Origin of the sequence: Roseiflexus castenholzii DSM 13941, assembly GCF_000017805.1 — a bacterium.
Classification (GTDB): Bacteria; Chloroflexota; Chloroflexia; order Chloroflexales; family Roseiflexaceae; genus Roseiflexus; species Roseiflexus castenholzii.
The window spans coordinates 3,268,972-3,281,728 of sequence record NC_009767.1 but is presented as its reverse complement, the minus strand read 5'-3'; the positions used below and the strand labels follow the sequence as shown (position 1 = coordinate 3,281,728).

The window sequence follows — 12,757 nt, the reverse complement described above, 5'->3', positions numbered from 1 at the left end:
ACCGTTTCGTGCTATAATCGCAACCGCGCGCCTTTGCACAACGTCATGTCCGGTGACGCGAGCGCGCGGTTGGGATGCCGGAGCAGCACCGCGCGCATGCGCCTCGTGGATGACCGGACGTTTGTGCAGTGGACATGGAGGCTTACAATGACCACACGACCGGCGCTGGCGCAGGAGATCGCCGATGCACAGCGAACGATCAGTGCGCTGACCGAAGAAATCACGGCCACCCGCAGTTATATCAGCGCCAATGAACAGGCGCTTCAGAGTCAGCCGCAGTCGCTGCGCGCCATCACCGAGGAAGGGCTGGCGAAGGCGCGCGCGAACCTGGCGCGCAAAGAGGCGGAGTTGCAAATCGCGCAGCACACTTTGGCGAATGCGCAGCGCACACTGGCAAAGGTCGAGGAGATTGAGCGCAAGCAGGGGGAGATCCGCAAGCTCGAACAGGACCTGGCGACCATCAACGCACTGCTCGAACGCGCGCGCAGTGAACTTTCGCGCCTCGAAAGCGAACTCCTCGCTATGACTGGTCCGGTCGTGGTTCCGGCGTTTGCGCTGGTGATGAACGATGGACGTTCCATCGCGTTGCCGACCGACCGTTCTGAGATGCTGATCGGGTGCCAGGATGCAGCAGACAATATCTTCCCCGATGTCGATCTGTCCCCCTTCGATGCACGCGCCAACGGCGTCAGTCGGCGCCACGCGATCCTGCGCTATGCCGGCGGTCAGTGGACGCTCACCGATCTTGGGAGTGCGAATGGGACCTTTGTGAATGACACAATGCTTATGCCCCATACGCCGACGGTGTTGCCCGAAGGTTCGGTGGTTCGTTTGGGCGCTTTTGTTGTGACTCTTCGCTCGATGTCACCGAGTAAAACGGTGCGGCTGTAATGTCTGCGCTTCCACTCCCTGCACTCGTTGGTCTGGAACTGGCACAGCAGGCATTGCTCCTGCTGGCGGTCGAGCCGCGTCTGCGCGGGATTGCCGTCGGCGCGCCGGCCGGCGCGGGGAAGAGCAGCCTGGCACGCGGCATGCGCGACTTGTTGTGTTCCGGCGATCAATCGGTTCCGTTTGTGGAATTGCCGCTTGGTGTGGACGAAGCCGGTCTGCTGGGCGGACTCGACATCGAGGCGACCCTGCGCGCCGGAAGGCGTGTGGCGCGCGCGGGGGCGCTGGCGCGCGCCGATGGCGGCATTCTCTATGCCGATCAGGTCAATCTGCTGCCCGATGCGATCATCAATCCACTGATCGCTGCCATTGATACCGGGGAAGTGCGTCTCGAGCGCGAAGGTCTCAGCGTTCAATCACCGGCGCGTTTCGTCTTTATCGGTTCTTACGACCCGGCTGAAGGGCTGCCGCGCCGCCATCTGCTCGACCGATTGGGTTTGCTGCTGGTGTTGCCGCGTGCGATGAACGAGCAGGCGCGCACCGAGGTGGTGCGGCGCAATCTAGGGCAGGCAACGCAAACGTTGTCGGATGCCTATGTGGATGAACTCGATCTGCTGCGCGGGCTGGTGCAGGCGGCGCGTGAACAGTTGCCGCAGGTGCGGATCGATGACGAACAGGTTGAACAGTTGGTGGCGATGGCGGCGCTCTGCGGCGTTGAGGGTCACCGTGCCGATACATTCGCGGTCTATGCTGCATGTGCAGCAGCGGCGATAGGTCTGCGCGATCATGTTGAGCAGGAAGACCTGGAACTGGCAGTGCGGTTGGTCATTCTGCCACGCGCGACGCGCCTCCCGCCGCCGCCGGAACCGCCTTCTGATGATGAACCGCCTCCGCCGCCGTCCGACGCCGACAACAACACATCCGACGCGCCGCCTGAGCCGCCGTCGGACGATGAGTTGACCATCCCGCCCGAACAGGTGCTCAGCGCGCTGGCTGCCGAACTGCCGGTCGAGCTGGAACAACTGCCGTTTCGCACGCTGCGCCGTGGGAAGACCGGATCGCGCGGCACGGTGGCGGGAAAGCGAGGGCGGCACATTCGCAGCATCCCCGGTGATCCGCGCCGCGGACGGATCGATGTATCCGCCACGCTGCGGGCGGCGGCGCCGTTCCAACCGTTGCGCCGCGCTCAGGCGAATGCGCATGCTGCACCGTCCAGGGTATTGCTGCGCAGCGATGATCTGCGCATCAAGCAGTACCGCAGCAAGGCGGGAGCGCTCTTCCTCTTTGCAGTAGATGCAAGTGGCAGCATGGCGCTGCACCGCATGCGTCAGGCGAAAGGCGCAGTGCAAGCGCTTCTTCAGAAAGCGTATGTTCACCGTGACCGCGTGGCGCTGCTGGCGTTTCGCGGGCAAAACGCCGAACTGCTTTTGCCGCCGTCGCAGAGTGTCGAACTTGCGCGCCGCGCCCTCGATCTCTTGCCGACCGGCGGCGGCACGCCACTGGCGGCGGCGCTTCTGGCAGCCATCGAAGTAGCGCAGCAGGCGCGCGCGCGCGGCATTATGCAGACGGTGCTGGTGTTGCTGACCGACGGGCGGGCGAATATCGGGTTGCGTGCCGGGCGCGAAGGGGTTGCTGACGAACTGCAAACCATCGGGCGCGCAGTGGTGGCGGCTGGCATTCAAACGATCGTCGTTGACACCCAGCGCACCTACCTGAGCCGTGGCGAAGCGCGCAAACTGGCAGAATGGCTTGCCGGGGAGTATGTCTACCTCCCCAATGCCCAGGGCGAACAGATCGCTGCGCTGGCGGTCGATCGCGTGGAGCGATAAGGAAGGAGGGTCGTTGCTTCTCCCGTCCTTCTTCAAGGGCGGGGAGGTGATTGCTCTCCAGTGGGACCTCCAGGCTTTACCGTGCCACGAGTGGCAGGAACGCTTTCGGTTCGAGCGGCGCCAGCGACTCGACGGCGGCAAACACATCGATGCGTGGCTTTGTCAGTCCGTTGCGCGTGTCGGTGATCGGCACGCCGGTGGTAATCAACGCCGCCACGTAACTATCCGGTGTGTGGCCGGGTCGCGCACTGCGCAGCAGTGCAATTGCTCCCGCCACGTGTGGCGCTGCCATCGATGTCCCCGATTTGGACGCAGACCCGCCCCCCGGCACAGAAGACGTGATGGCGACACCCGGCGCTAGCAGGGTCAGGAACAGCGCACTGTTCGAGAACCACGCCACCTGCTCCGGGGTTGTCTTGGTCGTCGCGCCAACGCTGACGACGTTCGACAGACATGCGGGCAGGCTGAGTGCGTTGGCGGCGCCGCCGTTGCCTGATGATGCAACGGTAAGCACGCCCCCGGCGCGCAGGGCTGTGATCGCAGGTTTCAGGGCGGCACCCACCGCACTGCCTTCACAGGCTGCAACACTGCTGAACGTTCCCGCGCCGACGCTCAGGTTGACCACTGCCAGCGGCGGGGTGAAGGATGTCGATGCCAGCCAGTCCAACGCGCGCAACTGGTCGGAGACATAACTCAACGCGCACGGCGAGGGGAGCGAGAATGCCGAGCAATTGTTAATCTTCGAAAAGACTTGCACCGCAATGATCGACGCCCCCGGCGCTACGCCGCCGTTCCCGGCAGCGATGCCGGCAACGTGCGTGCCGTGGTCGCACCCCGTGACGGTACACGGCGCAGCCGCGCCAGGACCAATGACTTCCGTTGCGCCGCCTGGACAGAGGGAGACAGCGCCATCACCAGAGTTGTTGGTCGAGAAACACGCTTCGGCAACCACGCGCCCGCCAAGGAATGGGTGGGTAGCGTCGATACCGGTGTCGAGAATGGCAATCGCCGCGCCAGCGCCGGTAGACTCAGGGTGCACCAGATCGGCGTGGATCAGCGCGACGCTGCCGGTCAGGTGCGGCGCTGCCAGCATATCCTCCGCGACAGCGACGACCTGTGGATGCTGTTCCAGGCGCTCAATCGCGGTATGCGGCGCTTCCAGCACCAGTACCGGCAACGTGCGCAGGCGAGCAACCTCGCGCGCGCCGGCGGCGGTTGCGGCAGCGGCAACATGGTCCTGCGCCTGTGTGATTCCGAAGTGCGCCGCGCTTGTGTCCCCCTCTGCCGCCGCCGGCGCGCGCAGAACGACAATGACCCGCGCGCTGCCAGCGGACTCCGCCTGCCCTGAAACGTTTGGGAGGGTCAGCGCGCCGATCAGCAGAAGGATCAGAAGAAGGGTTGAACGTGAGGAACCGCGATAGGAAGACATTAACATACGTGCTATACTTTCGTGTGGTTGTCAGCCAGAACGCTGGCGCCATGATACATGAACGTGAGCAGTGCGAGGATGTTGCGTTCCTGAGGAGCAGTGGCTAAATATCACCTGCGCTTTTCTCATTGCGAGGAGCGCAGGTGAGGACGGGCGGATTGTGTCGCCACGTTCGCCATGATGTCGGCGTCCCCACTTCACAGAAGGAGCATTTCTTGACTCTCGCAGGACGACGTGGCATAGCGCTGTTGATCATCCTCCTGATGGCGACGGTATGGTTCCCTGCACCTCTCGCTCGCGCCGCCAGCCCGACAGGTACGTTTCAACCTGATGCGTGTATGTTTGAACTTCCTGCCGGCGCCGTCGAGGGACGCGACCTTGAGTGCGGTTGGCTCCAGGTTCCAGAACGTCACGCGCAACCGGAAGGTCCCGTCATACGCCTGGCGGTTGCAATTGTCAAATCGCGCGCCAGCAACCGCAAGCCCGATCCCCTGGTGATGCTCCAGGGCGGTCCGGGCGGTTCGACAATCGACACCTACACCAGAATTCTCTTCAGCCCCGGCAGCCGCCTGCGCGACCTGATCGACCGCGACATCGTACTGTTCGATCAGCGCGGCGCGTTGTACTCCGAACCGTCGCTCGTCTGTCGGGAGCAGCTGGAACTGGTCGAACGCACGATCGAGCAGCGATTGACCTACGAAGAGTCGGATCGGCTGTCGCTCGATGCGACCGCTGCGTGTCATCGGCGGCTGAAGGATGAGGGGATCGACCTTTCGGCATTCAACAGTATCGAGAATGCGGCAGATGTCGCTGCGCTGGCGAGCGCGTTGGGATATGCGCAGATCAATCTCTATGGCGTCTCCTACGGCACATTGCTGGCGCAGCACGTCATGCGCGATCATCCTGGCATGCTGCGCAGTGTGACGCTCGATGCAGTTGTGCCGACCAGTGTCAATTATCTGCTCGAGACCCCTCGCTCACAGAACCGCGCCTACACCGAATTGTTCACTGCCTGCGCTGCCGACGCTGGGTGCCGGACAGCCTATCCGAACCTGGAACAATCGCTGATTACGACCATCGAGCGGCTCAACCGTGAACCGGCGCGCGTGCCGATCACCGACAACGAAACCGGCAGAACGTACAATGCCGTGCTCGACGGCGACAGTTTCGCCAGCGTCGTTTTTCAGATCATGTATTCGTCGAGTTTCATCCCGGCAGTACCGCGGATCATCGATGATGCAACGCGCAACGATTTCCGCGTGCTGGAGCGAGTGCTGCCACTCATCGTCTTCGACCGCACCTTCAGTCTGGGGATGCACTATGCCGTGATCTGCGCCGAGGATGCCGACTTCACCCCTGAAGATGCGCCGCTCCAGGGTGTGCGCCCGTTTATTGCCCTTGATGGCCGACGCAGCCTTGAAGGATACCTGGAACGCTGCAATATCTGGCAGGTCGATCAACTTGCGCCGGTGGTCGATGAGCCGGTGTCCAGCGACATCCCGACGCTTGTCTTGTCGGGCAGGTTCGATCCGATTACGCCGCCGGAGTTCGGCGATGTGGTCGCACGCACGTTGAGCCGGGCATATGTCTACACATTTCCCGACACCGGGCATGGTGCAGTTGGTTCGAGCGCCTGTGCGGATACCATACTCAAAGCGTTTCTCGATAATCCGTCACAGCCGCCAGATTCTTCCTGTATCGCAGAGAGCGCAGGACCACGCTTTATTTCGCCGGACACGATCATATTCACTCCAATAACGCTTGCTCTGGCTACGCTCGACGTTGCCGGTCTGGCGCCGTTTGGCGCGTTTGTCGGAGCGCTGCTCCTGCTCCTCTCGGCATGGATCGTCTGGCCTCTTGCCTGGTTGTTCCGTCTGATCACCGGCGGAAAAGCGCCAGAGCCGTCCCCTGGCGCGACCATCGCGCGCTGGCTTGTCGTGCTCACCGGCGCTGCCGGGGCGGCATTCGTCGCCATTACGCTGATCAACATCGTGCAAATGGCGGTTGCCAATGATGCGACGATCTTCTACGGGTTGCCGCGTTCTCTGACGCTGGTTGCGCTGATCTGGGGAATGCCCGCACTGGCGTTAGCAATTGTGGTCTGTACCGCGCTCTCCTGGACGCGCGGGTGGTGGTCGGGCATCGGGCGCGTCTACTACGCGCTGCTCTCATTGTCTGCTATCGGATGCGCATCCGCTCTGGCGTGGATGGGGGTATTCCGTTGAACATTGGACATTGAAGGCGTGAGACGCGCAGACGGAGGAGCGCTCCTGGCGGGCGCCTGTGGGGAGGGAACCCCCAACTCCCACAAAAAACGCAACCCTGAGCACGCTCCTCTCGTCTCACCGGCAGATGTGTGTTGAGGAGACCTCCATATGCTGAGACCTCGCTGGCGCAAGGTGTTCGCTGATGTCTGGAGCAACAAGACACGCACCGTTCTGGTAGTGCTGTCGATTGCCGTCGGTGTGTTTGCAATTGGTGCGATTGCCGGCGCCAATGCGTTGCTGACCCGCGAAATGACCGCAGCTTATATGGCGGTCAATCCTGCCGATATCACAATCTCTTCTGATCCGTTCGATGATGAATTCGTCCGCACAGTGCGCCGAATACCCGGCGTTGCGGATGCCGTCGGCGGTCTCTCCGTCGGTGTGCGCTTCCAGATCGGACCCGATCAGTGGCGCAATATGACTATCTCCATCGTGGACGACTTCAAGGATATGCGGATCAACAAGGTTTATCCGGTGGAAGGCGCCTGGCCCCCTGCACATCGTGAACTGCTTGTCGAACGCGCATCGCTGCCGCTCACCGGTGCGAAGATTGGCGATACCGTGACCATCCGGCTGCCTGATGAAACGCTGCGCCGGATGCGAATCGCCGGCACAGTCGCAACGCCAAACCTCGCGCCAGCAGCGCTCACCAACCAGACCTATGCGTTCGCAACTCTCGCAACCCTCGAATGGCTCGGTCGACCGCAGTATTATACCGAGCTGCACATCACAGTGACCGGCGACCGCTTCAACAAGGAGCATATTGCTGAGGTCGCCGCCCTGGTGCGGAACAAGATCGAGAGCAGCGGTCGCACGGTTTACTTTACCTACCTCCCGGAACCGGGACGACACCCGGCGCACCAGGTGCTGCAACCGTTGTTCCTTTTGCTCAGCTTTCTTGGCGCGCTTTCGTTGTTTGCCAGTTGCTTCCTGGTTGTCAATACCATTTCGGCGCTGCTGACCCAACAGGTGCGGCAGATCGGCATGATGAAAGCCATCGGCGCGCGCACGAGCGATGTCATCGTGATGTACCTGGTGAGTGTGCTGCTGCTGGGAGTCCTGGCGCTGCTGCTGGCAATGCCGCTGGCATATCTGGTTGCCGCCGGTTTGACGATCCTTATTTCGGGACTGATGAACACCGATGTGACCAGCCTGGCGATGCCGCTCGAAGTCTGGCTGATCATGATCGCTGTTGGTCTGCTGGTACCGCTGCTGGCGGCGCTGGCGCCGGTCTTCGGCGGCGCGCGCGTAACGGTGCACGAAGCGATCAGCGGCTATGGGCTGGGGAAAGGGCGCTTCGGGCGCGGTCGCATCGATCGTCTGCTGCAACGCATCCATGGTCTCTCCCGTCCGTTGATGTTGTCGCTTCGCAACACCTTCCGGCGCAAAGGGCGCCTGGCGTTGACGATGATGACGCTCACCCTCTCCGGGATCATCTTCATATCGGTCTTTAGTGTGCGCAATTCGTTACAGTTGACGCTCGACGATGCGTTGAAATATTTCAATTTCCATATTCTGGGGGTATTCAACGGATTCTATCGCACCGAACAGATCGAGCGCGAGACGCTGGCAGTGCCCGGCGTGATTGCCGCTGAGAGTTGGGGCTTTGATATGGTGCGCCGGGTTCGCCCCAACGACACGGAAAGCGACTCGATCATCATGTATGCCGTTCCTGCCGAAACGCGCATGATCATCCCGACGGTCCTTGAAGGACGATGGTTGCTCCCCGAAGATGAAAACGCGCTGGTGATTAATTCGAGCGTGCTCGGTCTCGAACCCGACATCAAGGTTGGCGATACGGTGACGTTGAAGATCGACCGGCGCGAAAGTGAGTGGAAGGTTGTCGGCATTGTGCGCGGCATTGGTGGGCAGGCGATGGTCTATACCCACTATCCGTACTTTGCTCGCATTCGCGGGTTCACCGGACGCGCCATTGCAGTGACAGTGCAGATCGACCCGTCCGACGCCGCAAACCAGGAGCGGGTGGCAAAAGAACTCGAAGCGCACTACAAATCGGTTGGCATGCGGAGCATGATGCAGACAACGGCGATCATCCGTCAGCAGAATGAAATCTTCTTCAATATTCTGATCTCGTTTCTGCTGGCAATGGCGCTGCTGCTGGCAACCGTCGGCGGGTTGGGTCTGATGGGCACGATGAGCATTAATGTCCTCGAACGCACCCGCGAGATCGGCGTGCTCCGCGCGATTGGCGCCTCAAACGGTGCCGTGTGGCGCATTGTTGTCACAGAAGGAATCATTATCGGGGCGCTGAGCTGGGCGTTGGCGATGATCGTTGCTGTGCCGCTCGCGAAAGTGATTTCCGACAGCGTGGGCATGGCGTTCTTCCAGACGCCGCTCAGTTTCTCATTCTCGATTGGCGGCGCGCTCATCTGGCTTGCGCTCGTAACGATCATCGCCGCAATTGCCAGCCTGCTGCCGGCATACAATGCAACGCGCCTCACCGTGCGCGAAGTGCTGGCGTATGAGTGAGCAGGCGTATTCAGTGTTGTCGTTGAAAGCATGATCATTGCGAGGGGTCGTGCGCGACCCGCTTCGACTCCTCGCTGCGTTTACCCTGAGCGAAGCGAAGGGCTCGGAATGACAAGTCGCTGCGCTCGGAATGACACGCATGCGGCATCGTCAATCGTCATTGGTATCAGGGTCCAGGACACCACCCGCGTCACCTGGCGCCGTGGTACTATAGCAGGGAGGTTTGGAGAGCGGCGCGCCCTCCAAAAAACTGAAACAGAGCACCCATGGATTTCACCGATCAGGTTGCAATCGTCATTGGCGGATCAGGCGCAATCGGCTCGGCAGTCGTCAAGATGCTCGCGGAGAGTGGCGCGCGAGTGATGGCGGGGTATCACCGGAATGCTGCTGCGGCGGCGCAGGTGGTTGCCGCCTGCCAGGACACGCGCGGCGATGTGTCTGCGCATTGGGTTGATGTGCGCGATCCGCAATCGGTCGAAACGCTGGTCGGTGCTACTATCGAAGCGTATGGACGCCTGGATGCGATGGTGTTCTGCGCAGGGGCGATGCGTTTCACGCCGGTCGAGGCAATCAACGTCGCGCAGTGGAACGAGACGCTCACGTTGCACCTCGATGGTGTCAGCAATGCCTGTCGCGCGGCGTTACGCCGGATGATGCGGCGGCGCTACGGCAGGGTCGTTGCAGTCGCGGCGCTGCACGGTCTGGCAGGCGGACCGCAGCAGGCGGATTTCTCGGCGGCGACCGGCGGTGTGTTCGGATTGGTTCGGACGCTGGCGCGTGAGGCAGCACCCTGGAATATCACGGTCAACGCAGTTGCGCCCGGCCTCATCGAAACACCGCAACTGGCAACGATCCCGGCAGAGATGCGCCGCTGGGGAGAGCGGGTGATTGCACTGCGGCGCGTTGGGAAGCCGGAGGAAGTGGCGGCAGCGATTGTCTTTCTGGCATCGCCGCTTGCGTCATATATCACCGGGCAGACGCTGGTTGTTGATGGGGGTTGGCGAATGGCGCCATAAAAAAACCCCCCTCGCAGCATATGCTGCGAGGGGGTTGGTTTAAAGATATTGCCCCAGGGAATGTGAAAGGGTTTTGAACTTCAACTCCGGGATCTACCGTTCGGCTACCACGACAGCGCTTTGCAGACGGCCAGCTCCTCTGTCGGGGTCGCAACGCACCTCGCTTTGCTTCCTTCTCCCTGCGATGGTGCGGGCTTTACCGCTGGAACCCTGCCCTGGCTCACACAGCATCCGGTGTTTCATCAAGCACCCGGCGCTTGCCTGTCGATCTCCCTGGCGTGTATGCTCTGCCATTTCCATCGACTTACGGTCGCCCCCGTCTTCCTGACACCTGTGGGTAGCGCCGCTTGCTGTGCAGGATCATCGATCCGTTTGTCAAAGTTCCGTCTTCCTTTTCGTTCCCTGGGGTGTTGATTACATGATAGCATTGATGCGCCATAAGTCAAGAGGTTCTTAAATCGCTTCTTAACGATAGGTCAGGCGATGTCTGCCAGAACGCGCCCGGCAACGGCGCGCCCTGAGAGAAGCACGAGCGGAATGCCGCCACCGGGATGCGTGCCGCCGCCGACAAAGTAGACGCCGCGCACCTCGCGGGCGCGCAACGGCGGACGCATGAATGCCGTCCATGGATTGTTCGACGCCAATCCATAGATCGCGCCGCCAGGGGCGTTGTACCGTTCATTGATGGTGGCAGGCGTCCAGATTTGCTCGAAGACGATATGCTGACTCAGGTTCTCCAGTCCCATGTGTTCCAGTTTATGCAGAACCAGATTGCGGTAACCGGGCGCTTCACGCGCCCAGTTGACCCGCGGGTTGAGCGTCGGCGCATTGATCAGAACGAACAGATTCATGTGTCCCGGCGGCGCCATTGCAGGGTCGGTCACGGATGCAGCACAGATGTAGATCGTCGGGTCGGGCGCCGGCGTCTGCATATCGACGATTGCCCTGAACTCGGCGCGGTAGTCGGACGAGAAGAAAATATTGTGATGCGCCAGGTTGGAGTAGATGCGATTGATCCCCAGCAGCAGCACAAACCCGCTGTACGATGATTCGAGTCGCGCCAGGCGCGCTGCGGTCTTTTCTGTGCCAGGGATCAGGGTTGCATAGGCGTGGCGCGGATCGGCGTTGACGATGACCTGCGACGCAGCCAATCGCTCGCCGCCAGCCAGAACGACACCACAGGCGGCGCCATGACTGACCTCGATGCGTTCGACCGGCGCATTCGTGCGAATCTCCACGCCAAGATCGCCTGCCAGCGCCGAAAGCGCGCGCGCGATCTGATACATTCCGCCACAGACGTGCCATGCGCCCTGTACAAACTCGACATAAGGAATGAGATTGAACGTTGCCGGCGCCCGAAAGGGTGACGAGCCGTTGTACGACGCATAGCGGTTGAACACCTGGCGCAGGTACGGGCTGCGGAAAAAACTGCGGACTGCCTGATCAACGGTGCGAAACGGGTCGATCTGCCAGGCGCCGCTGAACAGTTCGGGCGTGAGCAGATCGCGCACACCATCGAATGGTCGCAGCAAAAACGGACCTTCCGCAGCGCGATAGATGCGTTCGGCATAGGCAAGGAAACGAAGAAAGCCTGCAACATCGGCCGGCTCGATGCGCGCAATCTCCTCGGCGAGACGGGGCAGGTTCTGATAGGCGTCGAACCGTGTACCGTCGAGCCAGCGATACCGGCAGATCGGTTCGAGTTGCGTAATGGTCAGAAAGTCCTCCATTCGTCGCCCTGCGGCAGCAAAGACCGAGCGCAGCACCCAGGGCATGGTGAGAAGCGAAGGTCCGGTGTCGAACCGGAAGCCACCGGCTTCGACCAGGTTCAGTTTACCACCGACGCGCTCATTCTTTTCGAGCAGCACAACGCGCTGCCCGCGCGCCGCCAGATGAATGGCGGCGGATAAACCGCCAAGCCCGCCGCCGACGATAATGATCGGAAGATTCATATCGACATCCTTTGCTGGAACACGCGTGTTTGTGAATAGTGTATCATAGACGAGGCGCGCGGTGAGGGGCACGAGGGGTGCAGGCGGGAAGGTTGCAGGGGCGAAGGTGAGCCCAGCCCATCATACAAATGCTCTGTGTCCTCTGTGTCTCTGTGGTTCAAATATGTCTCTGTGGTTCAAAAAACCTCTCTAAGCGGTGAACGATCATGAACCATGACGAGGCGCGAGGTAAGGGGCACGAGGGGTGCAGGCGGGAAGATTGCAGGGGCGAAGGTGAGCCCAGCCCATCATACAAATGCTCTGTGTCCTCTGTGTCTCTGTGGTTCAAAAACCTCTCTGAGCGGTGAACGATCATGAACCATGACGAGGCGCGAGGTAAGGGGCACGAGGGGTGCAGGCGGGAAGGTTGCAGGTGCGAAGGTGAGCCCAGCCCATCATACAAATGCTCTGTGTCCTCTGTGTCTCTGTGGTTCAAATGTGTCTCTGTGGTTCAAAAAACCTCTCTGAGCGGTGAACGATCATGAACCAAGACGAGGCGCGCGGTGAGGGGCACGAGGGGTGCAGGCGGGGAGGTTGCAGGGGCGAAGGCGAGCCCAGCCCATCATACAAATGCTCTGTGTCCTCTGTGTCTCTGTGGTTCAAATATGTCTCTGTGGTTCAAAAAACCTCTCTAAGCGGTGAACGATCATGAACCATGACGAGGCGCGCGGTGAGGGGCAAGAGGGGTGCAGGCGGGAAGGTTGCAGGTGCGAAGGTGAGCCCAGCCCATCATACAAATGCTCTGTGTCCTCTGTGTCTCTGTGGTTCAAAAAACCTCTCTAAGCGGTGAACGATCATGAACCATGACGAGGCGCGAGGTAAGGGGCACGAGGGGTGCAGGCGGGAA

General features: G+C 61.2%; 7 protein-coding genes. 5 read left to right on the top strand and 2 right to left on the bottom strand.

The genetic code is table 11. The annotated features are described in order from the left end of the window. Positions 1-147 precede the first annotated feature (147 nt). Together RCAS_RS13100 and bchD are read left to right on the top strand one after the other, a co-directional pair. Positions 148-891: an FHA domain-containing protein gene (locus tag RCAS_RS13100; RefSeq protein ID WP_012121044.1), complete on the top strand. Its 744-nt coding sequence runs from the start codon at positions 148-150 to the stop codon at positions 889-891. Next, positions 891-2,717, top strand: a complete 1,827-nt coding sequence (gene bchD, locus RCAS_RS13095; RefSeq protein ID WP_012121043.1) for a magnesium chelatase ATPase subunit D — start codon at positions 891-893, stop codon at positions 2,715-2,717. The genes RCAS_RS13100 and bchD overlap by 1 nt, the downstream gene beginning before the upstream one ends. A 76-nt stretch (positions 2,718-2,793) precedes the next feature. Here bchD and RCAS_RS13090 read toward each other — a convergent pair whose 3' ends face one another. Then, complete coding sequence (locus tag RCAS_RS13090) at positions 2,794-4,146, bottom strand: S8 family peptidase (protein ID WP_232280013.1); 1,353 nt, start codon at positions 4,144-4,146, stop codon at positions 2,794-2,796. A gap of 215 nt (positions 4,147-4,361) precedes the next feature. Here RCAS_RS13090 and RCAS_RS13085 point away from each other — a divergent pair, with 215 nt between their 5' ends. The 3 genes from RCAS_RS13085 to RCAS_RS13075 all read left to right on the top strand — a co-directional run bounded on the left by RCAS_RS13085 (position 4,362) and on the right by RCAS_RS13075 (position 9,919). Beyond that, positions 4,362-6,371 (top strand): alpha/beta fold hydrolase, encoded by a 2,010-nt coding sequence (locus RCAS_RS13085; protein ID WP_232280012.1) that lies wholly within the window; start codon positions 4,362-4,364, stop codon positions 6,369-6,371. 150 nt (positions 6,372-6,521) lie between these two features. After that, positions 6,522-8,903, top strand: coding sequence for an ABC transporter permease (locus RCAS_RS13080; RefSeq protein WP_012121040.1), 2,382 nt, complete (start codon positions 6,522-6,524; stop codon positions 8,901-8,903). A 266-nt stretch (positions 8,904-9,169) separates the two neighbouring features. Further along, positions 9,170-9,919: an SDR family NAD(P)-dependent oxidoreductase gene (locus tag RCAS_RS13075; RefSeq protein ID WP_012121039.1), complete on the top strand. Its 750-nt coding sequence runs from the start codon at positions 9,170-9,172 to the stop codon at positions 9,917-9,919. 476 nt (positions 9,920-10,395) lie between these two features. Here RCAS_RS13075 and RCAS_RS13070 read toward each other — a convergent pair whose 3' ends face one another. After that, positions 10,396-11,871, bottom strand: a complete 1,476-nt coding sequence (locus RCAS_RS13070; RefSeq protein WP_012121038.1) for a phytoene desaturase family protein — start codon at positions 11,869-11,871, stop codon at positions 10,396-10,398. Positions 11,872-12,757 lie beyond the last annotated feature (886 nt).

Bases quoted from the DNA above. Each gene is read 5' to 3' on its own strand.
- RCAS_RS13100 (WP_012121044.1), top strand. From the start codon at position 148: ATGACCACACGACCGGCGCTGGCGCAGGAGATCGCCGATGCACAGCGA.
- bchD (WP_012121043.1), top strand. From the start codon at position 891: ATGTCTGCGCTTCCACTCCCTGCACTCGTTGGTCTGGAACTGGCACAG.
- RCAS_RS13090 (WP_232280013.1), bottom strand. From the start codon at position 4,146: ATGTCTTCCTATCGCGGTTCCTCACGTTCAACCCTTCTTCTGATCCTT.
- RCAS_RS13080 (WP_012121040.1), top strand. From the start codon at position 6,522: ATGCTGAGACCTCGCTGGCGCAAGGTGTTCGCTGATGTCTGGAGCAAC.
- RCAS_RS13075 (WP_012121039.1), top strand. From the start codon at position 9,170: ATGGATTTCACCGATCAGGTTGCAATCGTCATTGGCGGATCAGGCGCA.
- RCAS_RS13070 (WP_012121038.1), bottom strand. From the start codon at position 11,871: ATGAATCTTCCGATCATTATCGTCGGCGGCGGGCTTGGCGGTTTATCC.